The 20,173-nt window shown below is 72.6% G+C and carries 22 protein-coding genes and 1 pseudogene; 10 read left to right on the plus strand and 13 right to left on the minus strand.

Annotation, left to right across the window (positions count from 1 at the left end):
- The first annotated feature begins 101 nt into the window (after positions 1-101).
- Complete coding sequence (locus AB0O67_RS09810; RefSeq protein WP_365448058.1) at positions 102-902, plus strand: site-2 protease family protein; 801 nt, start codon at positions 102-104, stop codon at positions 900-902.
- Here AB0O67_RS09810 and AB0O67_RS09815 read toward each other — a convergent pair.
- The 3 genes from AB0O67_RS09815 to AB0O67_RS09825 form a co-directional block, all read right to left on the minus strand.
- Complete coding sequence (locus tag AB0O67_RS09815; protein WP_365448060.1) at positions 892-1,104, minus strand: hypothetical protein; 213 nt, start codon at positions 1,102-1,104, stop codon at positions 892-894. The genes AB0O67_RS09810 and AB0O67_RS09815 overlap by 11 nt on opposite strands.
- A gap of 77 nt (positions 1,105-1,181) precedes the next feature.
- Positions 1,182-1,904: an NADPH-dependent F420 reductase gene (gene npdG / locus AB0O67_RS09820; protein WP_365448062.1), complete on the minus strand. Its 723-nt coding sequence runs from the start codon at positions 1,902-1,904 to the stop codon at positions 1,182-1,184.
- A 38-nt stretch (positions 1,905-1,942) separates the two neighbouring features.
- Positions 1,943-3,016 carry a sialidase family protein gene (locus tag AB0O67_RS09825; protein WP_365448064.1) on the minus strand — a complete coding sequence of 358 codons (1,074 nt, stop codon included), beginning with the start codon at positions 3,014-3,016 and terminating at the stop codon, positions 1,943-1,945.
- A 176-nt stretch (positions 3,017-3,192) separates the two neighbouring features.
- On the opposite strand from AB0O67_RS09825, the gene AB0O67_RS09830 reads away from it, so the two are divergent.
- Together AB0O67_RS09830 and AB0O67_RS09835 are read left to right on the plus strand one after the other, a co-directional pair.
- A complete protein-coding gene (locus AB0O67_RS09830) occupies positions 3,193-3,795 on the plus strand; it encodes a hypothetical protein (protein WP_365448066.1) in 603 nt (200 codons plus the stop codon).
- A 111-nt stretch (positions 3,796-3,906) separates the two neighbouring features.
- Positions 3,907-5,214 carry an MFS transporter gene (locus AB0O67_RS09835; protein ID WP_365448068.1) on the plus strand — a complete coding sequence of 436 codons (1,308 nt, stop codon included), beginning with the start codon at positions 3,907-3,909 and terminating at the stop codon, positions 5,212-5,214.
- On the opposite strand, the gene AB0O67_RS09840 is transcribed toward AB0O67_RS09835, so the two are convergent.
- Positions 5,215-5,448 (minus strand): hypothetical protein, encoded by a 234-nt coding sequence (locus AB0O67_RS09840; RefSeq protein ID WP_365448070.1) that lies wholly within the window; start codon positions 5,446-5,448, stop codon positions 5,215-5,217.
- A 59-nt stretch (positions 5,449-5,507) separates the two neighbouring features.
- On the opposite strand from AB0O67_RS09840, the gene map reads away from it, so the two are divergent.
- Entirely contained in the window at positions 5,508-6,365 is an 858-nt protein-coding gene (gene map, locus AB0O67_RS09845; protein ID WP_365448072.1) for a type I methionyl aminopeptidase, read from the plus strand.
- Between the two features lie 153 nt (positions 6,366-6,518).
- Positions 6,519-7,166 (plus strand): biliverdin-producing heme oxygenase, encoded by a 648-nt coding sequence (locus tag AB0O67_RS09850; protein ID WP_365448074.1) that lies wholly within the window; start codon positions 6,519-6,521, stop codon positions 7,164-7,166.
- Between the two features lie 97 nt (positions 7,167-7,263).
- Here AB0O67_RS09850 and AB0O67_RS09855 read toward each other — a convergent pair whose 3' ends face one another.
- Positions 7,264-7,467 carry a hypothetical protein gene (locus tag AB0O67_RS09855; protein ID WP_365448076.1) on the minus strand — a complete coding sequence of 68 codons (204 nt, stop codon included), beginning with the start codon at positions 7,465-7,467 and terminating at the stop codon, positions 7,264-7,266.
- An 86-nt stretch (positions 7,468-7,553) separates the two neighbouring features.
- The gene (locus AB0O67_RS09860) at positions 7,554-8,198 is read right to left on the minus strand and encodes a PhzF family phenazine biosynthesis protein (protein ID WP_365448078.1); all 645 of its coding nucleotides are present in this window, start codon (positions 8,196-8,198) and stop codon (positions 7,554-7,556) included.
- A gap of 235 nt (positions 8,199-8,433) precedes the next feature.
- Here AB0O67_RS09860 and AB0O67_RS09865 point away from each other — a divergent pair, with 235 nt between their 5' ends.
- Positions 8,434-9,441, plus strand: a complete 1,008-nt coding sequence (locus AB0O67_RS09865) for a hypothetical protein (protein ID WP_365448080.1) — start codon at positions 8,434-8,436, stop codon at positions 9,439-9,441.
- A 48-nt stretch (positions 9,442-9,489) separates the two neighbouring features.
- Here AB0O67_RS09865 and AB0O67_RS09870 read toward each other — a convergent pair whose 3' ends face one another.
- Both AB0O67_RS09870 and AB0O67_RS09875 read right to left on the minus strand, forming a co-directional pair.
- The gene (locus tag AB0O67_RS09870; RefSeq protein WP_365448082.1) at positions 9,490-10,224 is read right to left on the minus strand and encodes a bifunctional DNA primase/polymerase; all 735 of its coding nucleotides are present in this window, start codon (positions 10,222-10,224) and stop codon (positions 9,490-9,492) included.
- Between the two features lie 150 nt (positions 10,225-10,374).
- The gene (locus AB0O67_RS09875; RefSeq protein WP_365448084.1) at positions 10,375-11,019 is read right to left on the minus strand and encodes a TetR/AcrR family transcriptional regulator; all 645 of its coding nucleotides are present in this window, start codon (positions 11,017-11,019) and stop codon (positions 10,375-10,377) included.
- Positions 11,020-11,147: 128 nt separating this feature from the next.
- On the opposite strand from AB0O67_RS09875, the gene AB0O67_RS09880 reads away from it, so the two are divergent.
- Positions 11,148-11,318 carry a DUF6243 family protein gene (locus AB0O67_RS09880; RefSeq protein WP_365448086.1) on the plus strand — a complete coding sequence of 57 codons (171 nt, stop codon included), beginning with the start codon at positions 11,148-11,150 and terminating at the stop codon, positions 11,316-11,318.
- 14 nt (positions 11,319-11,332) lie between these two features.
- Here the strand turns inward: AB0O67_RS09880 and AB0O67_RS09885 are convergent, their stop codons facing one another.
- From AB0O67_RS09885 to AB0O67_RS09895, 3 genes are read right to left on the minus strand one after another with little or no spacing between them, the layout of a single operon-like run.
- Positions 11,333-12,325 carry a small ribosomal subunit Rsm22 family protein gene (locus tag AB0O67_RS09885; protein ID WP_365448088.1) on the minus strand — a complete coding sequence of 331 codons (993 nt, stop codon included), beginning with the start codon at positions 12,323-12,325 and terminating at the stop codon, positions 11,333-11,335.
- Between the two features lie 29 nt (positions 12,326-12,354).
- Positions 12,355-13,545 (minus strand): serine hydrolase domain-containing protein, encoded by a 1,191-nt coding sequence (locus AB0O67_RS09890; protein WP_365448100.1) that lies wholly within the window; start codon positions 13,543-13,545, stop codon positions 12,355-12,357.
- Positions 13,482-14,816, minus strand: coding sequence for a multidrug effflux MFS transporter (locus AB0O67_RS09895; RefSeq protein ID WP_365448090.1), 1,335 nt, complete (start codon positions 14,814-14,816; stop codon positions 13,482-13,484). The genes AB0O67_RS09890 and AB0O67_RS09895 overlap by 64 nt, the downstream gene beginning before the upstream one ends.
- Positions 14,817-14,928: 112 nt before the next feature.
- Here AB0O67_RS09895 and AB0O67_RS09900 point away from each other — a divergent pair, with 112 nt between their 5' ends.
- On the plus strand, positions 14,929-15,966 hold the full coding sequence (locus AB0O67_RS09900) for a Gfo/Idh/MocA family oxidoreductase (RefSeq protein ID WP_365448092.1): 1,038 nt from the start codon (positions 14,929-14,931) through the stop codon (positions 15,964-15,966).
- On the opposite strand, the gene AB0O67_RS09905 is transcribed toward AB0O67_RS09900, so the two are convergent.
- Entirely contained in the window at positions 15,953-17,593 is a 1,641-nt protein-coding gene (locus AB0O67_RS09905) for an alkaline phosphatase D family protein (RefSeq protein ID WP_365448094.1), read from the minus strand. The genes AB0O67_RS09900 and AB0O67_RS09905 overlap by 14 nt on opposite strands.
- Positions 17,594-17,735: 142 nt before the next feature.
- Here AB0O67_RS09905 and AB0O67_RS09910 point away from each other — a divergent pair, with 142 nt between their 5' ends.
- A complete protein-coding gene (locus AB0O67_RS09910; protein WP_365448096.1) occupies positions 17,736-18,509 on the plus strand; it encodes an SDR family oxidoreductase in 774 nt (257 codons plus the stop codon).
- Between the two features lie 302 nt (positions 18,510-18,811).
- Here AB0O67_RS09910 and AB0O67_RS09915 read toward each other — a convergent pair whose 3' ends face one another.
- Positions 18,812-19,798 (minus strand): aldo/keto reductase, encoded by a 987-nt coding sequence (locus tag AB0O67_RS09915; protein ID WP_365448098.1) that lies wholly within the window; start codon positions 19,796-19,798, stop codon positions 18,812-18,814.
- A gap of 78 nt (positions 19,799-19,876) precedes the next feature.
- Here AB0O67_RS09915 and AB0O67_RS09920 point away from each other — a divergent pair.
- Positions 19,877-20,173, plus strand: a pseudogene (locus AB0O67_RS09920) (IS982 family transposase); the annotation flags it as partial.

Raw genomic sequence — 20,173 nt, forward strand, 5'->3', positions numbered from 1 at the left:
TCCGGGAGCCGCGCAGGAACCTCCCACCGCCCGGTGCCGTTCCTCCGGCACCACCGGTACGGTCGACCCCGCACCGCCCGCCTCGCCCCAGGAGCCTTCCCATGACCACCGCCGCCTCCCGTCGCGCCGAACGGCGGATCAGTCCCGTCTTCCTCGGGATCCTGGCCGTCACGGCGGTGACCGGGTGGGCCACCTGGACCGGGTTCGCGGCGCAGCCCGGGGTGGCCGTGTTCCTGTTCGTGACCGGCGCGTGGGTCGTGTCGCTGTGCCTGCACGAGTACGCGCACGCCCGGACCGCGCTGCATGGCGGGGACATCTCGGTGGGCGCGAAGGGATACCTCACGCTCAACCCGCTGAAGTACACGCACGCGCTGCTGAGCATCGTGCTGCCCGTACTGTTCGTGATCATGGGCGGGATCGGTCTGCCGGGCGGGGCGGTGTTCATCGAGCGGGGGCGGGTCCGGGGCCGCTGGAAGCACAGCCTGATCTCGGCGGCCGGGCCGCTGACGAACGTGCTCTTCGCCATGGTGTGCACGGCGCCGTTCTGGCTGGACGCGCTGGACGGGGTGCCGCGGGACTTCCGGTACGCGCTGGCGTTCCTCGCGCTGCTCCAGGTGACGGCCGCGATCCTGAACTTCCTGCCGGTGCCGGGCCTGGACGGCTACGGCGTGGTCGAGCCCTGGCTGTCGTACGGCGTCCGCCGGCAGGTGGAGCCGTTCGCGCCGTTCGGGCTGCTGTTCGTCTTCGCGCTGCTGTGGATCCCGGCGCTGAACGGCGCGTTCTTCGACGTCGTCGACGCGGTGCTGCGAGGCCTCGGCGTCAGCGAAGCGGACACCTACTGCGGGTACGAGCTGTACCGCTTCTGGCTCGGGACGAACGAGTACTGCTCGGTCAGCCCGTGACGGAGTCGCCCCGGGCGGCCCTGCCGCGCTTCCCGTAGTACCAGGCCATGTTCGACGACAGGCCCGCCAGCAGCACCCACACGATGCCCAGCCAGCTGCCCTGCGCGAAGGAGATCACGGCAGCGGCGACCGCGAGCAGGCAGACGGCGAGGGCGTAGAGGGCGAGTCGCCGGGCCTGGCTGGGTGGGGGCACGGGAGGCATGGTGGTCGGCTCCTGTCGGGGGACACTGCTGGTCACGGTGGTGCGGTGTGTGCTGCCCACCAGTGTCCCCCATGGGGTCATACGTCCGTGACCCGCAGGCCCGCGTGGGCCTTGTAGCGGCGGTTCACGGAGATCAGGTTGGCCACGAGGGACTCGACCTGGTGGGCGTTGCGCAACCGTCCGGCGAAGATGCCGCGCATGCCGGGGATGCGGCCGGCCAGCGCCTGGACGATCTCCACGTCCGCCCGCTCCTCGCCGAGGACCATGACGTCGGTGTCGATCTCCGCGATCCCGGGGTCCTGGAGCAGCACGGCCGACAGGTGGTGGAAGGCGGCGGCGACCCGCGAGTCCGGCAGCAGGGCGGCGGCCTGCTCGGCGGCGCTGCCCTCCTCGGGCTTCAGCGCGTAGGCGCCCTGCTTGTCGAAGCCGAGCGGGTTGACACAGTCGACGACGAGCTTGCCCGCCAGTTCCGCGCGCAGCGCCTGGAGCGTCTTGCCGTGGCCCTCCCACGGCACCGCGACGATCACGACGTCGCTGCGCCGGGCGCACTCGGCGTTGTCCGCGCCCTCGACGCCGTGCCCCAGTTCCCCGGCGGCGGCCTGGGCGCGCTCGGCGGCGCGCGAGCCGATGATCACCTTCTGGCCGGCCCGCGCGAGCCGGTAGGCGAGGCCCTTGCCCTGCGGCCCGGTCCCGCCGAGCACACCGACGACCAGCCCGGAGACGTCGGGCAGGTCCCAGGGGTCCTTGGCGGGGGCCTTCGCGGGCTGCTTCTCAGCAGCAGCACTGTCCGTAGAGGTCATGGGCCCGACTCTACGTCCGCCTCCACCGGCCCGCGGGCTCAGGTGAGGCGCGTCACGGGCAGCCGCCGGAAGGCGATCCGTTCGTACGCCCCGAAGTCGCCTGTCTCGTACAGGAGTCCGACCGTGTGGTCGTCGACGCGGACGAGGTCGGAGTAGGCGGCGGGGAGTCCGTCGATCGTGTGGGCGTCGCGCCAGGTGGTGCCGTGGTCGGTGGAGGCGCGGAGGGTCATCAGGCCGCGGCCGCCGGGGAAGGCGGGGCCGGAGAACAGCAGCACGTCGGGCTCGCCGAGGTGCAGGAGAGCGGCCTGGCAGACGGGTCCGGCGAGGCCCGCCTGCGGGCGGAAGGGCCGCCGCAGCGTCCTCCCGCCGTCCTCGGAGTGGGCGTCGGCACGGTTGCCGGGGGACGGCGAGTCGTTGCGGGTGTTGAAGTAGACGCGGCCGTCGGGGAGTTCGGCGGCGGTGGTCTCGTTGGCGTTGATGTAGCCGTTGGTGTTCTGCTCCAGGTAGCCCAGGTACCAGCTCTCGCCGCGGTCGTCGCTGAGCAGGCAGTGGCCGCTGTTGTACTTCGCCTCGTCACCGACGTCGGTGCCGGTCGGCGGGAGGGTGTGGTTGCCGGGGACGACGACCCGCCCGGTGCCGAGCTGGAGGCCGTGGCCGGGTGTGGTGGCGTACCAGCGCCAACCGGGTTGCTTGACCTGTTCGGTGATCTCCCTGGGCGCCGACCACGTCAGGCCGTCGTCGTCGCTGTGCTGCACCCACACCCTTCTGCCGTCGGCCTCGCTCACCTCGCCGCGCAGGATGAGGTGTTCGGAGGCGGACGCGGCGGAGCGGACGTGGACGAGGAGGACGCGGCCGGTGTCGAGGACGACGGGCGCGGGGTTGCCGGCCAGGTCGGTGCCGTTGTCGGCGGCGACCTGGAGCGGGCCCCAGGTGCGGCCACCGTCGGTGGAGCGCTTCAGCACGATGTCGATGTGGCCCCAGTCCTTCGCGGAGTCGGCCCTGCCCTCGCAGAAGGCGAGGAGCGTGCCTTCGTGCGTGCGGACGACGGCCGGGATCCGGTAACTGGCGTACCCCTCCTGGCCGGCGCGGAAGGGGACGGTGGCTGCGGACATGGACGGCTCTCCTTTTGCTTCGCCTTGCTCTGCCGGTGCGCTTCGCCCTACTGCTTCCCCGTTCGCCCCGCCGGTGATCTCCGGTGCGGGGCGGTCATGCGGTCCCGTGCCCCGCCTGGGGGATTTCGCGGTGAACTGAGGGCCAAGGGTGGCGGGTTACGGCAGGATGCCGTGGCATGGATGCCGTACGGGTCGCGCTGCTGCGCGAAGTGCTCGCCGGGACCGAGTGGTTGGGGGCCACGCGCAGGTTCGCCGGGGTGCTGCGGGGGTCCGTGGTGTCGCACGGGGGCGGGCTGCTGCTGGTCGGCACCCGGGAGTACGAGCCGTGGCATCTGGCCGCGCACCTCGTGGACGAGGCGGCGTGGTCCGGCACGCCGGAGCTGGCGCCGACGCTCGTACGCCATGACGCGCGCCCTTCGGACCCGGCGCACCTCGCGGTCGGCCTGGGACGGATCGAGGCGGCCCGGCGGGGCGAGACGCTGCTGGTGGTGTCGCCGGAGGGGCCCGGCGACACACTGCTGGAGCGGGTGCACGACGCGCGGCGGGCCGGGGCGACGGTGCTGGCGCTGGGCGCCGCCGAGGGGGACCTCGCGACGATGGCGCACGACGCGCTGGCCGTCGGGGCGGGGTCGGAGCTCGACCTGGAAGCCGTGCAGCACCTGGTGAGCGCGGCGGCGGGCGAGAACGCGCTGCCGGCGGTGCGCGGCCGGCGCCGGTTCCGGGACCGCCTGTCGCGCCTGGCCGACGAACTGACCTCCCCGCCGCCGCCCCGCTGGTGACCGGCCCGGGCCCGCCACTGCCCGGCCCCTGCCCGGTCCCGCACGGGACGGCGGCCACCCCCGCGTAAAGCAGTTGCCCCAGGCCCCGGCCCCGTCCGAACATGGCCTGTCGTGAACGACGACGCCCCACCCCAGCCCCCCACCGGCCCGCGCGCCCTCCTGCCCGACCTCGCCCCGTGGCGGACCTCACCCGACTTCCGCAGGCTGTGGGTCGCGGGTCTGATCACCAACTTCGGCAGCTTCCTGACCTTCGTGGCGCTGCCGGTGCAGATCAAGGAGCTCACCGGGTCGGCCGTGGCCGTGGGCGCGATCGGGGCCGTGGAGCTGGTGCCGCTCGTCGTGTTCGGGCTGTACGGCGGCGCGCTCGCCGACGCCTGGGACAAGCGGAAGCTGATCCTGTGGACGGAGGCCGGGCTCGGCCTGCTGTGCGCGGTGCTGCTGGTGAACGCGCTGCTGCCGAACCCGGCGATCTGGCCGCTGTACGTGGTCGCCGCCCTGTCCTCCGCGCTGATATCGGTCCAGCGGCCCGCGCTGGACGCGCTGACGCCCCGGATCGTGGCCCACCAGCACCTGCCGGCCGCCGCCTCGCTCAACGCGCTGCGCTGGCAGGTCGGCGGCATCGCGGGCCCGGCGCTGGCCGGCGTCGTCGTGGCGTACGCCGGGCTGGGCTGGGCCTACGCGCTGGACCTCGTCACCTTCGCCGTCTCGGTGGCGCTGGCGCTCGGCCTCGCCGCCTCCCCCGCGTCCCACGAGGCGGCCAAGCCGTCCTGGACGTCGATCGCGGAGGGCGCCCGGTACGCGTGGAGCCGCAAGGAGTTGCTCGGCACCTACACGATCGACCTCGCGGCGATGTTCCTGGCGATGCCGCTCGCCGTGCTGCCGTTCCTCGCGGACGAGCTGCGCGCCGAGTGGTCGCTGGGTTTGATGTACGCGGCGATCCCGGCGGGTTCCCTGGTGGTGAGCCTGACCAGCGGCTGGACGTCACGGGTGCACCGGCACGGGCGGATGGTGGTGCTGGCGGCGGCCGGCTGGGGGCTCGCCATGGCCGCCGCGGGCATCGCCGGGAACGTGTGGCTGGTGCTGTTGTGCCTGGCGCTCGGTGGCGCCTTCGACATGGTCAGCGGCATCTTCCGGGCGGCGATGTGGAACCAGACGATCCCCGACGCGCTGCGCGGCCGGCTGGCCGGCATCGAACTGCTGTCGTACTCGGTGGGACCGCAGCTCGGCCAGGTCCGCGCGGGTGGCATGGCGGCGTGGGCGGGGGTGCGGGCGTCGGTGTGGTCCGGCGGGCTGCTGTGCGCGGGCGCGGTGGGGCTGCTGGCGCTCTGCCTTCCGAAGCTGATGACGTACGACGTGCGGACGAACGAGCACGCGACGCGACTGCGCGACCAGCGCGCAGCCGCGTCGACGGCGGCCTGATCAGTCCTCGTCGCGCTCCCCGCGCCCCACGGTGTCGTGCCACCGCGGGTCGTTCTCCCATTCGAGGTTCCGCTCGCGGGCCGTCTCCATCGCGTGTTCGGCCTCCGCGCGGCTGGTGTACGGGCCGAAGCGGTCCTTGTTGGGGCACTCGGGCCCCTCCTCGACCTTCTTGTGTTCCAGGCAGTAGTACCACTCGCCCGGTTTGCCGACGGTGCGCTTCTTGAACAGGGCCATGACCGGCTCCTTTCGCCAGGGGACATGGTCTCGTATGCCCGCTGGTTAGACTCGCTGGCATGTCTGGCCAGTCGCTGCTCGTACCAGGGGAGCTGTCTCCCACCCGTTCCGTGCCCGGAAACATCCGGCGGCCCGAGTACGTCGGCAGGCCCGCGCCGACGCCGTACACCGGGCCGGAGGTGCAGACGCCGGAGACCGTCGAGGCGATGCGGACCGCGGGGCGGATCGCCGCGCGGGCGATGGCCGAGGCGGCGAAGGCCATCGCGCCGGGCGTGACGACGGACGAGCTGGACCGGGTCGCGCACGAGTTCCTGTGCGACCACGGCGCCTACCCCTCCACGCTCGGTTACCGGGGCTTCCCGAAGTCCCTGTGCACCTCCGTCAACGAGGTGATCTGTCACGGCATCCCCGACTCGACGGTCCTGCGGGACGGCGACATCGTCAACCTGGACGTGACCGCGTACATCGGCGGGGTGCACGGCGACAACAACGCCACGTACCTGGTCGGCGACGTGGACGAGGAGAGCCGGCTGCTCGTCGAGCGCACCCGGGAGTCGCTGAACCGGGCGATCAAGGCCGTCCGGCCGGGCCGGCAGATCAACGTCATCGGCCGGGTCATCGAGTCGTACGCCAAGCGCTTCGGCTACGGCGTGGTCCGCGACTTCACCGGACACGGCATCAACTCGTCGTTCCACTCCGGTCTGATCGTCCCGCACTACGACGCGCCGCACGCGACCACCGTGATGCAGCCCGGCATGACCTTCACCATCGAGCCGATGCTGACGCTCGGGACGCACGAGTACGACATGTGGGACGACGGCTGGACGGTCGTCACGAAGGACCGCAGGCGGACGGCGCAGTTCGAGCACACGCTGGTCGTGACGGACTCCGGCGCGGAGATCCTCACGCTGCCGTAGGCCCCCTCCTGTCCAGGCCCGCCCTCTTCCGGGGGCGGGCCTCTTTCGTGTGCGGGCGGGTGTGCGGCCGGTGAGGATGAGGGGTACAGAGTTACCGACAGGATGTCGGAAAGGGCTTTGACTTAGGTAAACCTAACCATAGAAACTGGGCTCATGGACTCCTTCTCGACCCTCATCCGCACCGCTTCCCACGAGCAGCACGTGGAGGCGGAGACCTCGACGTTCATGAGCGATCTGCTGGGCGGCCGGTTGGGGGTGGACGCGTACGCGCGCTACACGGAGCAACTGTGGTTCGTGTACGAGGCCCTGGAGGCCGGCGCGGACCGGCTGGCCTCGGACCCGGTGGCGGGCCCCTTCATCCAGCCGGGGCTGTTCCGGCTGCCCGCCCTGGAGCGGGACCTCGCACATCTGCGGGGCGCCGGCTGGCGGGCGACGCTCACCGCCCTGCCCGCCACGCGGGCGTACGCGGACCGGGTCGCGCGGTGCGCGCGCGAGTGGCCCGCGGGCTACGTGGCCCACCACTACACCCGCTACCTCGGCGACCTGTCCGGCGGTCAGATCATCCGCGACAAGGCCGAGCGGACGTGGGGCTTCGCGAAGAAGGGCGACGGCGTCCGGTTCTACGTCTTCGAGGAGATCGGCAACCCGGCGGCGTTCAAGCGGGGTTACCGCGAACTGCTGGACGCGATCGACGCGGACGAGCTGGAGCGGCAGCGGGTCGTGGCCGAGTGCAAAGAGGCCTTCGCGCTGAACACCGCCGTGTTCCGGGCGCTGGGCGAGGAGTTCCCGCTGTCCGCCTGAGCGGGGCCGCGGCAACGGAGCGGGTCCCCCTCGCGTCGTGCGAGAGGGACCCGGGGCCCGGCTCGGGACGGAACCCGGCGTGCCTGGCGTGTGCCGCTCAGAAGTCGAAGACCCCGTTGTGGCAGACCGCGCCCGCGAACTCGATGTCGGCGGTCTCCGCGTCGACGGAGCCCGCGTACGGGCTGCACGGAACGGTCTCGTCGGTCGCGACCCGGGGGTCGAGGGCGGTGGCCGTCGCGGCGCCGGTGGCGGTCAGGGCGGCGGCCAGGAAGGTCGCGGCCAGGGCAGATCGGATGCGCATGGGGCTCCTCTCGCGATGCTGAGTGGTCACGCCCATCGGTCCCCGCTCACCACACCGCGCACACGCTGTTCCACCCGTACGGGCGCTCAGCGCTCCAGCAGGACCCGGCCCCCGATCTCCACCCACCCGTCCGGCTGAGGCGCCGTCAGAATCTGTGAACCGGCGCCCTGCGCGATGTTCAGGGCCCGATCCAGCCGGGCCGTCAGCAGCAGGGCGGCGGCGCCGGTCGCCTCGTCCTCATCGATGCCGTCGCCCCGGCCGGGAAAGCCGCGCGCCCGTACCCGGCCCGCCGCCTCGTCCTCCCACGCCCAGGCGTACAGCCAATCCCCCGGCGGCGGTACGGGCAGGTCGTCGACCTCGGCGGCGGTGGCGTACCGGCGCAGGGTGCGCGGCTCCGGCCACTCCGGGCGCGCCTCGATCCAGCTGAACTCCCCGTCCTGCCGGGCCCCCACCACCCCGGCGGGCGTGACCAGCTCGGGCACGTCGAGCAGCCAGGCCGCGCCGACGCACGGGTGCCCGGCGAACGGCAGGCGCGCGCCGGGCGTGTAGATGTCGATGACGCCGCGCTCGGGGTCGTCCACGAACACGGTCTCGCTGAACCCGAGCTTCGCCGCGAACGCCTGCCGTTCGCTCCGCCCGGGAAGGACCGAACCGTCGCGGACGACGCCCAGTTCGTTGCCGTATCCGCCGCTGGCCGCGCAGAAGACACGCAGCACGTCGTAGTCAGTCACTCCGGCATTCAAACACCACCGGCGCGCGGGGACCGCCCCGTCCTCGAGCCACCGGCCGACGCCCTCGACCTCAAGCACGAGAAACTGGTGCTGCGGCTGTGCCGGGAGCGGCACCCTCGCCGGGATCTGTGAAGTCCAGGTCACGGTGTGGCCGCTGTACCCGGAACCGGCCGCCCGCGCGCCGGGGTGCCCCGGTAGGGTTCGCCTCCGGGAAGGGGAAGGTGGAAAGGACCCGATGAGCAGGGATCGCGGCCCTCGCAGGCTTCGCAGGCTGGACCGGAGTGCGCTCATGGCCGCTTCGCTGACCGCTTTGTCGTTGACGGCGAGCGGATGCGTGGTGGTGCACGGGGAGCGGGAGGTGCTGCCGGGCGCGACCCAGGACGAGGCGGCCGAGGCGCTCCAGGAGTTCACGAGCGCGTACAACAAGGCGGACAAGTCGTACGACAGTTCGCTCGACGCCGACCACGTCACAGGGCCGCTGGCCGCCATCGACGAGGCGCGGCTGAAGGCGGGCCACGTCAACAACCCGGGCGGCAACCCGAACCACGCCCCGCTGGAGTTCAGCGACGTCACGTACACGATTCCGAAGAAGGCGGGCTGGCCGCGCTGGTTCCTCGCGGACGCCAAGGCCAACCGGGGCGGGGACGCGCGCTGGCTGCTGGTGTTCACCCGGGACGGACTGGAGGAGGAGTGGGAGGTGTCCTATCTGACGCTCGTGGCGCCCGGGAAGGTGCCGGAGTTCAAGAAGGACAAGGACGGCTGGGCCGAGGCCCTGCCCGTCGACTCCGCCGAATTCGCCGTGAACCCGGCCCGGTTGAGCAAGGACTACGTCGCGTACCTCCAGAACGGCGGCGCCGGCTTCGCGCCCGGCGCGCACACCAGCCAGTGGCGCGAGGACCGGGAGAAGAACAAGGAGCGGCCGGGTCTGGTCACCCAGTACCTCGACGAGCCGCTGACCGAGGGCGACTACGCCCCGGTCGCGCTGCGCACCGCGGACGGTGGGGCGCTGGTGTTCTTCACCACGCACCACTACGAGAAGCAGACGGCCGCGGCGGGCACGTCGGTTCCGGAGCCGAGCGAGGACGTGGAGGCGCTGACCACCGGCGAGATCAAGCAGTCGCTGACGATGGAGTTCGTCTCCAACCAGGTGGCGCTGGACCCGAGGAAGGGATCCGGCGCGGACCAGGACCAGGTGACCGTGCTGGGCCGTATCCAGGGGCTGACGTCCGCGAAGGGCGAGTAGCCCTTCAGCAACCGGAACCGGAAGCGGTGTCGGATCCTTGGCCAGGAGTCAGTGGCGCAGGGGCCAGGCCGCGCTCGTGTGGTCGGCCTCCGTGCTCGCGTGCCGGGCGCAGGCGTCCGTGAGCGACTCCAGCAGGGTCAGCGGGTCGGGCAGCGGGTGCTCGGGACCGCGCAGCCAGCGAACGGACTGGTCGTCACCGGGGAGCCGGGCCGGGGGCACGAGGACGTAGGAGCCGCGGCAGTGCCAGCGCAGGCCGGGATGCTCGTCCATCGTCTCGGGGTGGCAGTCCAGTTCGCACGGCCACCACTCGTCCTCCTCCTCGGGCGTGCCGCGGGTGAGGGTGAAGAACAGCATGCGGCCGTCGTCGCTGGTGGCGACCGGGCCGACCTCCACACCCGAGGCGAGCAGCCGGTCCAGGGCCTCGCGGCCGGCCTCCAGCGGCACGTCGAGGACGTCGTGCGTCATGCCGGTGGCGGTGATGAAGTTGGCCTGCGGCTGGTGGCGGGCCCAGCGCTCGATCTGGGCACGGTCGGTGGTGGACTGCGTCTGCCAGGCGAACGACACCGGGTGCCGGGCGGGGGTGGGACAGCCGACGCGGTCGCAGGAACAGCGGTAGTCGGGTGCCGGATAGGCGGCGGGCGCCAGGGGCAGTCCCGCGGCGGCGGTGGCGAGCAGCTGGGCCTCCCGGCCGCCGTCGTCGGCGGTCTCCTTGGGGCGGCGTCCGCGCAGCCACTGGGAGAGTGTGCCCTGCCGGCCGGAGCGGCCGCCGAACTCCGCGCTCATCTATCCCCTCGCCTCGCCTGTGGAACGGTCACCATGCCCCATGGTCCCACCATCCTGCGCCCTGGGAGGCCGTAGTCCCCAACCGGGGCCGGGGGTACGAGACATACTCCACACCGGGAATCACGGACAGCCACGGTGGATCACATCCGGTCACCGGGGTGCGAGGCCGTGCAACGCGTAGTCGACGAGGGTGTCGGTGTACTCGTAGGAGATCGGGCCGGTGCGCTGCAACCAGCGCTGGGCCAGCGGGGAGACGAAGAGTTCCAGTGCGATGCGCGGGTCGATGCCGGGGCGGACCTGGCCGGCGTCCTGCGCCGCGCGCAGTCGCCGCACGTACAACTGGAGCTGCGGTTCGAGGAGCTTGGCGACGAACTGCCGCCCGAGCGCCTCGTTGACGACGCCCTCGGCGGCCAGGGCGCGGGACGGGGCTTCGAACTTGGGGTCGAGGAGTTCGTCGACGGTGGCGCGCAGGACGTACTTGAGGTCGGCGGCGAGGTCGCCGGTGTCCGGGATGGCGTACTCGGCGGCCGGTCGCGCTCCCTGCTCGGCTCCCTGTTCGGCGGCCTGCTCCGCCGCCTGCTCGCCGAGGTCGAGGAAGGCCTCCAGGAGTACGTCCGCCTTGGACGGCCACCAGCGGTAGATCGTCTGCTTGCCCACGCCGGCGCGGGCGGCGATGCCCTCGATGGTGGCCTTCGCGTAACCGACCTCCGCGACGAGCGCGAGGGCGGCGCCGTAGATCGCGCGGCGAGACCTCTCGCTGCGGCGGGTGGAGTCAGGGGCGGGCTTCTTGACCATGCGACGAATCTATCAGGTTGACAAGACGGCACGTCTCGTTGCAGCCTGTGAAGGCAAAGGCGAGACGATACGTCTCGTCCCTGCTGTTGGACGGACAGGGATGTCAGCGACGTACAGGGAGGCAGAGCATGACCCGAGGTGGAGCCGGAAACATGCTGGGGGTCGGCGGCACGCGCCGGAAGCTCGGCCGCAAGGCCCTGCGCGGCGGCAACCGGGGCGGCCGCGTCGGCGGCCCCGACGCCCAGGCCCAGAAACGGGAACTGCTGCGCAAGTTCCAGGAGAAGAACGCGGGACAGTAGGTCTCGGTGCCGCGTCACAGGGGCCAGGGGTCGCCCCAGCCGGCGTCGCGCGCGGCCTTGTAGAGGTCGCCGTGACGCTTGGTGACCGTCGTGCGGCGCAGGGCGGGCCCGTTCGGGTCGGGGCCTTCGCACAGGTCCAGCAGCACCTGGCCCTTGCGGATCTGCGGCTTCCGTACGACGCGGGCGGCGGCCGGCGCGGGGCGGAAGCGGGTCGCGGCGACGTAGCTGAACTTCTCGTCCTCGTAGGCCAGGGAGCCGCCCTTGACCTGGCGGTGCAGGGAGGAGCGGCTGACCCGGGCCGAGAAGTGGCACCAGTCGGTGCCGGGGACGATCGGGCAGGCGGCGCTGTGCGGGCACGGGGCGGCGATGTGGAAGCCGGCGCCGATCAGCCGGTCGCGGGCCTCGATGACGCGGGCGTAGCCGTCGGGGGTGCCGGGTTCGACGATCACCACGGCCTGGGCCGCGGAGGCGGCGGCGTCGACGAGGGCGGTGCGGTCGGGGGCGGTGAGCTCGTTGAGGACGTAGGACACGGTGACGAGATCTGTGCTCTCCATGGTGAGCGCCGATCCGATACGGGAGCGCTGCCAGCGGGTGTCCCGCAGCGCCGGGTTGGCCGCCGCGATCTCCCGGCCCAGCGCCAGCGCCGGCTCGGCCCAGTCGAGCACGGTGACCGGGCGTGTGCCCTCCCAGGTGGCGGTGACGGCCCAGGTCGCCGCGCCCGTACCGCCCCCGACGTCCACGTGCCCGCCCGGCTCCCAGTCCGGCGCGGCGTCCGCGAGCGCCTCCAGCGCCGCGGAGACCGCCTCGAAGGTGGCCGGCATCCGGTACGCCGCGTACGCGACCACGTCCGCCCGGTCCCGCAGGATCGGCGCGTCGGTCGGGGTGGCCCCCCGGTAGTTCGCGATCAGCCGTTCCACCGCCTGCGCGGCCTGCCTGGGCGGCAGCCCGTCGAGGAGCCCGGCGAGGGCGGCGCGGAGGGTGTCGGAGGCGGGCAGGGGCGCGTTCACCGTGCGATTCTCTCAGGTCGCCGGCGCGCTCATACTCCCCGCACCGCCCAGGCCATCCGCGACCCCGCCCGGGCCCGTGGCCGGCTGTCGGGCGCCCGGCGCCGCGGATGGACCGTGTTGGCCAGCAGGATCAGGAAGGTGTCCGTCGCCCGGTCCACCACCAGGGACGTTCCCGTGAACCCGGTGTGGCCCGCCGCGCCCCTGCCCGCCAGCTCCCCCATGAACCACGACTGGTCCATGGCGAAGCCCAGCCCGGGCGGCGTCAGCATCAGGTCCACGTAGTCCGGGCCCAGGATGCGCGCCGGCCCGTACGAGCCGCCCGCCAGCAGCGCGCGGCAGAAGACCGCCAGGTCCCGGGCCGTCGAGAACAGCCCGGCGTGCCCGGCGACCCCGCCCAGCGCCCAGGCGTTCTCGTCGTGGACCTCGCCCCGCAGCATCCCCCGGTCCGCCTTCGCCCACGGGCGGCGCTGGTCCTCCGTCGCCGCCGCGTCCGGGCACGGGCCGAAGCGGGTCGACGTCATGCCCAGGGGCCGGGTGATGCCGTCGCGGATCAGGACGTCCAGGGGGCGGCCGGTGACGCGTTCGAGGACGTACTGGAGCAGGAGCAGGTTCAGGTCCGAGTAGCGGTACTCGCCCGGCGGGCCGTCCGGGGCCTCCGCGCGGAGCAGGGCCAGGCGTTCCGCGGCCGTCGCGCAGTCGTACAGCGGCAGTTCGGGGCGCAGCCCCGAGGTGTGGGTGAGGAGGGCGCGGACCGTGATGCCGTGCCGGGCGGCAGCCCGGAACTCGGGGAGGTACGCGCCGACCTGCCCGTCGATGCCCAGCGTGCGGCGCTCGATCTGCTGCACCGCGGCGACGGCCGTGAACAGCTTGGTGAGCGAGGCCAGGTCGAAGACGGTGTCGACGGTCATCGGCACACGTGCGGAGCGCGGCAGTTCCACGCCCGCGTCCGTCTCCGGGTCGTACGCCGCGTACCGCACCGCGTGGCCCGCCGCCTCGTGCACCGCGAGCACCGGCCCCCGCCCGGCGGCCACGACGACTCCCGGTGCCCACGGGCGTTCCCCGGTGGTCAGCTGCCGGACCTCGCGGACCAGGGCGCGGAGTTCGCCGGCGTCGAGGCCGGCCCGTTCCGGGGCACCAGTACGCAGTTTGGGTGCGCTCAGCTCTCTTCCCCCAAGCTCTCGGACGCGCTCGCCGAGCGGAGGGTACCCCCACCCTCCCAGTCCGCACGGTTGTTCCAGGGACGGCACATTCCCACGAAGCAGCCGACCGCCACCAGCGCAGCGGCCAGTTGGACGACGGCCATGGGGACGGCGGTGTGCTCACCGGCGACCCCGACGAGCGGGGAGGCGATCGCACCGATGAGGAAGGAGGACGTGCCGAGCAGCGCGGACGCGGACCCGGCCGCGTGCCGTACCCGCATCAGGGCCAGCGCCTGGGTGTTGGGCAGGGTGATGCCCATCGCGCTCATCAGCACGAACAGCGCGCCGGCCACCGGCGCGAGCCCCACCTCGCCGAAGACGCCCACCGACATCAGCAGCAGCGCGGTCGCGGCCAGCACGACGATGCCGAGGCCGACGGCCAGCACCTTGTCCAGGCGGACCCGGCCGACCAGCACCTTGCCGTTGATCTGCCCGGCGACGACCAGCCCGATCGAGTTCAGGCCGAACAGCAGGCTGAACGTCTGCGGGGAGGCGCCGTAGATCTCCTGGACGACGAACGGCGAGGCCGCGATGTACGCGAACAGCGCGGCGAAGGCGAAGCCGCCGGCGAGCATGAAGCCGGTGAACGGCAGGTCGGCCAGCAGGCGGCGCATGGTGTGCAGGGCCTCGCCGACGCCGCCGCTGTGCCGCTCCTCGGTGGGCAGGGTCTCCGGGAGCCGGAACCACACCACCGCCGCGAGCACCGCCCCGACGACGGCGAGCAGCACGAACACACCCCGCCAGTCCGTCACCCGCAGCATCTGGCCGCCGATCAGCGGCGCCACGATGGGGGCGACGCCGGAGATCAGCATCAGGGTGGAGAAGAAGCGGGCCATGGCCATGCCGTCGTACAGATCGCGCACGACCGCCCGGGCGATCACGATCCCGGCCGCGCCCGCGAGCCCCTGCGCCAGCCGGAAGGCGACCAGCGTCCCGACGGTGGGCGCCAGGGCGCACAGCACGGTGGCGACGACGTAGACGGCGAGTCCGGCCAGCAGCGGGCGGCGGCGGCCCCAGCGGTCGCTCATCGGACCGACGATCAGCTGGCCGAAGGCCATGCCGGCCAGGCAGGCGGTGAGGGTGAGCTGCACGGTCGCGGCGGGCGCGTGCAGCGAGCGGGTGACCTCCGGCAGCGCCGGGAGGTACATGTCCATGGCCAGCGGCGGGGTGGCGGTCAGGCCGCCGAGGACGAGCGTGACGAGCAGACCGGTGCGGCGCGGTGCACGGACGGGCGGCCGCGTGCGGGCCGCGGCCGCCTGTGACAGGTCCGGTATCGGTGCCCCCTCGGGCATGTGCCCCTCCCTCTCCGAGCAGTCCGGTCCCTATGCTCTCAGTTCGAACACGGTGCCTGCTGACATCGAACGAGAACGAACGAGAACGAACGAGAACGAGGGCGGGGCAGGAATGGGCGCGGAGAACGTGCGGTGGGGAATTCTGGCGACGGGCGGGATCGCGGCGGCGTTCACGGCGGATCTGGTGGATCTGCCGGACGCCGAGGTGGTGGCGGTGGCGTCACGGACCGCGGAGGCGGCGAAGGCGTTCGCGGAGCGGTTCGGGATTCCCCGGGCGTACGGGGACTGGGAGGCGCTGGCGCACGACGAGGACGTGGATGTGGTGTACGTCGCCACTCCGCACGCGGCGCACCGGACGGCCGCCGGTCTGGCCCTGGCGGCGGGGCGGAACGTGCTGCTGGAGAAGCCGTTCACGCTGAACGTGCGCCAGGCGCAGGAGCTGGTCGCGCTGGCGCGCGAGCGGGATCGCTTCCTGATGGAGGCGATGTGGATGTACTGCAGTCCGCTGGTGCGGCGGCTGAAGGCCCTGGTGGACGACGGGGCGATCGGTGAAGTGCGCAGTGTGCAGGCCGACTTCGGGCTGTCCGGGCCGTTCCCGCCCTCGCACCGGCTGCGGGATCCGCGGCAGGGCGGGGGTGCGCTGCTGGACCTCGGCGTGTACCCGGTGTCGTTCGCGCATCTGCTGCTCGGGGAACCGTCGGACATCGCGGCGAGAGCGGTGCTCTCCGACGAGGGCGTCGATCTCCAGACGGGTGCGCTGCTCTCCTGGGAGAGCGGTGCTCTCGCCTCGGTGCACTGCTCCATCGTGGGGGGTACGCCCGTCACGGCCTCGGTCACGGGCACCCAGGGCCGGATCGACATCCCGCACGGTTTCTTCAACCCGGAGCGGTTCGTCCTGCACCGCGACGGCCGGGACCCCGAGGAGTTCACCCACGACCCGGCCGCCGGCGCCGCGCACGACAGCCTCCAGCACGAGGCCCGCGAGGTGATGCGCGCCCTGCGCGCCGGCGAGACCGAGTCCCCGCTGGTCCCGCTCGACGGCACCCTCGCCGTGATGCGGACGCTCGACGCGATCCGGGACCGCATCGGCGTCCGCTACCCGGGCGAGGCCCCCGAGGCGGACCCCACGGCGGAACTCACACCGGCCTGAGCCCCTGCTCCCCCACCTCCGTGACGAAGGACGCGGCCGTCGTGACCGGCGCCCCCGGCGTGGTCACGTACGGCACCGTCCGGAAGTCGGCCCGTGCCTGCTCCCGGTCCAGCGCGACCGTCACATAGCCGCGCCGCCCGTTGTAGAACCGCATGTGCGGGTTGGCGGTCATGTACGTGTCCCAGTTGGCGGGCTTGTCCGCGCCGTCCCGGCCGCTGGCTATCGAGGTGGCGACGATCTCGGTGCCCAGCGTGCGCGAGGCCGGGTCGTCGAAGTCGTCCTTGATGTCGAAGGCGTAGCCGACGTGGACGTCGCCGGTGAGCACCATCAGGTTCTCGACGCCGGCGGCCCGCGCGCCGTCCAGCACCCGGCGGCGGGAGGCGCGGTAGCCGTCCCAGGCGTCCATCGACACCCGCGAGGGCTCGGTCAGGTCGAACTTCCGCTGGGAGAAGGTGACCTGCTGCGGTACGACGTTCCACAGCGCCCGCGAGCGGCGCCAGCCGTCGAGCAGCCAGCGCTCCTGCGTCGCGCCGGTCATGGTGCGCGCCGGGTCGTCGACCTCGGGGCCGGGCACGTCGGAGCCGTCGCCGTAGGCCTGGTCGGAGCGGTACTGCCGGGTGTCGAGCACGTCGAACTGGGCGAGCCGGCCCCACTGCAGCCGCCTGTAGAGCCGCATGTCCGGGCCCTCGGGGCGCTGGGGCAGGCGCAGCGGCTGGTTCTCCCAGTAGGCGCGGTAGGCGGAGGCGCGGCGCAGCAGGAACTCCTCCGGCGGGACGGAGTTCTCGGGGGTGTCGCCGGCGTAGTTGTTCTCGGTCTCGTGGTCGTCCCAGGTGACGACGAAGGGGTGCGCGGCGTGGGCGGCGCGCAGGTCGGGGTCGGACTTGTAGAGGGCGTACCGCAGCCGGTAGTCCTCCAGCGTCACCGTCTCCCGGTTGAACAGGTCGGGCAGGGTCCGGTCGGTGTAGTTGCGCTGGCCGCCCACCGCGTTGACGGCGTACTCGTACAGGTAGTCGCCGAGGTGGAAGACCACGTCGACGTCGTCCTGGGCGAGATGGCCGTACGCCGTGAAGTAGCCGTCGTGGTACGCCTGGCAGGAGACGGCGGCCAGGGTGAGGCCGGAGACCCGGTCGGAGGGGGCGGGCGCCGTCCGGGTGCGGCCGGCCGGGCTGATCCAGCGGCCGACGCGGAAGCGGTAGTGGTAGAGACGGCCGGGCTCCAGGTGGCCCACCTCCACGTGCACGGTGTGGTGCAACTCGGGGTGCGCGGTGGTGGTGCCGCGTCTGACGGGGCGGCGGAAGTGCTCGTCGCGGGCGAGTTCCCAGTGCACGGTGACACGTTCGGCGGGCAGGCCGCTGTCGGCCTGGAAGGGGACGGGGGCCAGCCGGGTCCACAGCAGGACCGAGGTGGGCTGGGGGTCGCCGGAGGCGACGCCGAGGGTGAAGGGGTCGTCCTTGATCTGCGCGGCGTCGAGTTCGGCGGCGCCGGCGACGCCCGCGGTGGGCAGGTTGACCGCGAAGGCGAGCGCGGCGGCGGCGCCGGTGGTGGTGAGGAAGCGACGGCGGCCGATGTGCCGGGCGGCTGCGCGTAGTTCGGGGGTGTGGTGGGGCTGACGGGCTGGGGGTGTCATCCGGTTCTCCCCTGACGATCCTGCGAGTGGGTGCAGGTGGCATTGGAGTGGCCCGGGACGACGGAGGATTGGCGGGTACACAACACCCGCATGGCGGACTCATGAGTTCCGGATGGCGGACCGTCTCCTACCCTTCAGGGCTATGAATGCCAAGCAAACTGCCGAACGGCAGTCGAGGATCGCGGTCGTGACCGGTGCGGGCTCCGGGGTCGGCCGCGCGGTCACGGAGGAGCTGCTGCGCGCCGGCTGGTCGGTCGCGCTGGCCGGCCGCCGGGAGGAGACACTCCGGGAGACGGCGGCCCTGGTGCCCGAGGGCGCATGTCTCGCCGTCCGCACGGACGTGTCGCGGGAGGAGGACGTGACCGCGCTGTTCGCGGCGACCGTCGAGCGGTTCGGGCGGGTGGACCTGCTGTTCAACAACGCGGGGACGTTCGGGCCCGGCGGGGTGCCGGTCGAGGAACTGGCGTACGACGCCTGGCGCCACGTGGTGGACACCAACCTCAACGGCGCGTTCCTGTGCGCGCGGGCGGCGTACCGGCAGATGAAGGAGCAGGACCCGCAGGGCGGCCGGATCATCAACAACGGCTCGATCTCGGCGCACGCGCCCCGCCCGCGCTCCGCCGCCTACACCGCCACCAAGCACGCGCTGACCGGCCTGACCAAGGCACTGTCGCTGGACGGGCGGCCGTACCGGATCGCGGTCGGACAGATCGACATCGGCAACGCGGCGACCGACATGACGAAGGCCATGGAGCACGGCGCTCCGCAGGCGAACGGCGAGGTGGCGCCGGAGCCGGTGATGGACGTCGCCGACGTGGCGCGCACGGTGCGGCACATGGCGGAGCTGCCGCTGGAGGCGAACGTGCAGTTCGCGACGGTGCTGGCGACGACGATGCCGTACATCGGGCGCGGCTGAAGTCGAGCGGAAAAGTCGAGCGAGTGGAAAAGTCGAGTGGAAAGGGTGAACGGTCAACCTGCACAAGCGGAGTTCGACCGTCCGCCCCATTGCCGCCGGTGGGGGGCTTATGCTCGACTCTCCTCCACAGGAACTTCACACAAGGGCTTCACACTTGGAGCGTCGAGCTCCCGTCAGCCACATCTCTGGGGGGCGGCAGCCGTTCCACGGCGACCGGAGGGGGGACCTCGCGAGGGACCGCGAGGTACGAACCGGTCGGCCGTGGCACGGCTGCCGCGTTCACGGCGCCACCGGCCCGGCGCTCACCGGCCCAGGACGACGTCGATCTCCGCCAGCTGCCCCGCGGTGAGCGGCCCCTTGGCGAGCGCGCCCGCGTTCTCCTCGGCCTGGGCGACCGTGCGGAAGCCGGGGATCGGGACCGTGCACGCGGCGCGCGCCCAGATCCAGGCGAGGGAGCCCTGCGCGAGGGTGCGGCCGTCGCTGGTCAGGATCTGCCGCAGTGCGTCGACCTGGCGCGTCCACTCCGGGTCGGCGCCCCTGCCGGACGCGAACCCCGGCAGCCAGGCGGGCGGCGCGCTGCGGATGTCCCCCGTCTCGAGGGGCTGCCCGGCGGCCCGCTTCCCGGTCAGCAGTCCCATCGCCAACGGACTGCGGTTGATGCCGGCGAGCCCCGACTCCGCGCAGAGCGCGAGCATCTCGGGCGCGTCCTGCAGGACGTTGAGGCGGTGCTGTACGGCGGCACAGTGCGCCCCCTCGGCGAAGACGGCGGCGCGGGCGGGGTCGTCGGTGCTCCACCCGTAGGCACGGACAAGCCCCTCCCGCACGAACTCCTCGCATGCCTCCCGCAGTTCGGCCGCCCGCTCCGGGTCCGCGTCGGACAGGTGCAGCTGGTACAGGTCGACGTGGTCGGTGTCCAGGCGGCGCAGGGAGGCGGTCAGTGCGCGGCGCGCGTACGCCGGGGAGTCGTCGCTGCCGGTGAGGGTGCGGGTGTCCGCGTCGAAGACGTTGCCCCACTTGGTGGCGACGACGACATCGGCGCGGCGCTTGCCGAGGGCGCGGCCGAGGACGCGTTCGCTGTGGCCCGCGCCGTAGGTGTCGGCGGTGTCGAAGAAGGTGACGCCGAGGTCGAGGGCGCGCCGGATCGCCCGCACGGACTCCTCGTCGTCGACCGTGCCCCAGCCCAGCGGCTGCCCGGAGGGGTCCTGCCACTCACCGCCGACAGCCCAGCAGCCGAAGCCGAGAGCACTGATCTCGATGCCGCTGCGCCCGAGTGTTCTGGTGTTCGTCATAGTCCCGTGAGGCTAGATGAATGAGTCCGATGTGTGTGCTGGTCGCGACCATGGCGAAGGGCGCCCGTTGGTCAGTGTGTGAAGACAAACCTGGACGCCCTTCTGGCGGCACTGTACGTGTTCATCGACGACCACGTGGCGCCTTGTCGCCGGATCGGGCGACCCCCGAAACTCACGGACGCCGAACTGCTGTGCCTGGCGGTCGCCCAGGTCCTGCTCGGCTTCCCCTCCGCCCGGCACTGGATCCGCTTCGCCCACGCCCGGCTGGGCCACCTCTTCCGCTACCTGCCCCAGCAGTCGGCCTACAACAAGCGCCTCAACGCCGCCGGGCCGCTGATCAGCCATGTGATCGAGGCCCTGGCCAGGCAGGTGCCG

Source organism: Streptomyces sp. NPDC086077 (assembly GCF_040686175.1).
In the GTDB taxonomy this organism is placed as follows: Bacteria; Actinomycetota; Actinomycetes; order Streptomycetales; family Streptomycetaceae; genus Streptomyces.

What these genes read in the sequence shown, in the direction of transcription:
- AB0O67_RS09905 (WP_365448094.1), bottom strand. Translation starts at nt 17,593, where the DNA reads ATGACACCCCCAGCCCGTCAGCCCCACCACACCCCCGAACTACGCGCA.
- AB0O67_RS09875 (WP_365448084.1), bottom strand. Translation starts at nt 11,019, where the DNA reads ATGGTCAAGAAGCCCGCCCCTGACTCCACCCGCCGCAGCGAGAGGTCT.
- AB0O67_RS09915 (WP_365448098.1), bottom strand. Translation starts at nt 19,798, where the DNA reads ATGACGAACACCAGAACACTCGGGCGCAGCGGCATCGAGATCAGTGCT.
- AB0O67_RS09895 (WP_365448090.1), bottom strand. Translation starts at nt 14,816, where the DNA reads ATGCCCGAGGGGGCACCGATACCGGACCTGTCACAGGCGGCCGCGGCC.
- AB0O67_RS09880 (WP_365448086.1), top strand. Translation starts at nt 11,148, where the DNA reads ATGACCCGAGGTGGAGCCGGAAACATGCTGGGGGTCGGCGGCACGCGC.
- AB0O67_RS09855 (WP_365448076.1), bottom strand. Translation starts at nt 7,467, where the DNA reads ATGCGCATCCGATCTGCCCTGGCCGCGACCTTCCTGGCCGCCGCCCTG.
- AB0O67_RS09830 (WP_365448066.1), top strand. Translation starts at nt 3,193, where the DNA reads ATGGATGCCGTACGGGTCGCGCTGCTGCGCGAAGTGCTCGCCGGGACC.
- map (WP_365448072.1), top strand. Translation starts at nt 5,508, where the DNA reads ATGTCTGGCCAGTCGCTGCTCGTACCAGGGGAGCTGTCTCCCACCCGT.
- AB0O67_RS09900 (WP_365448092.1), top strand. Translation starts at nt 14,929, where the DNA reads ATGGGCGCGGAGAACGTGCGGTGGGGAATTCTGGCGACGGGCGGGATC.
- AB0O67_RS09910 (WP_365448096.1), top strand. Translation starts at nt 17,736, where the DNA reads ATGAATGCCAAGCAAACTGCCGAACGGCAGTCGAGGATCGCGGTCGTG.
- AB0O67_RS09810 (WP_365448058.1), top strand. Translation starts at nt 102, where the DNA reads ATGACCACCGCCGCCTCCCGTCGCGCCGAACGGCGGATCAGTCCCGTC.
- AB0O67_RS09815 (WP_365448060.1), bottom strand. Translation starts at nt 1,104, where the DNA reads ATGCCTCCCGTGCCCCCACCCAGCCAGGCCCGGCGACTCGCCCTCTAC.
- AB0O67_RS09840 (WP_365448070.1), bottom strand. Translation starts at nt 5,448, where the DNA reads ATGGCCCTGTTCAAGAAGCGCACCGTCGGCAAACCGGGCGAGTGGTAC.
- AB0O67_RS09850 (WP_365448074.1), top strand. Translation starts at nt 6,519, where the DNA reads ATGGACTCCTTCTCGACCCTCATCCGCACCGCTTCCCACGAGCAGCAC.
- AB0O67_RS09865 (WP_365448080.1), top strand. Translation starts at nt 8,434, where the DNA reads ATGAGCAGGGATCGCGGCCCTCGCAGGCTTCGCAGGCTGGACCGGAGT.
- AB0O67_RS09825 (WP_365448064.1), bottom strand. Translation starts at nt 3,016, where the DNA reads ATGTCCGCAGCCACCGTCCCCTTCCGCGCCGGCCAGGAGGGGTACGCC.
- npdG (WP_365448062.1), bottom strand. Translation starts at nt 1,904, where the DNA reads ATGACCTCTACGGACAGTGCTGCTGCTGAGAAGCAGCCCGCGAAGGCC.
- AB0O67_RS09870 (WP_365448082.1), bottom strand. Translation starts at nt 10,224, where the DNA reads ATGAGCGCGGAGTTCGGCGGCCGCTCCGGCCGGCAGGGCACACTCTCC.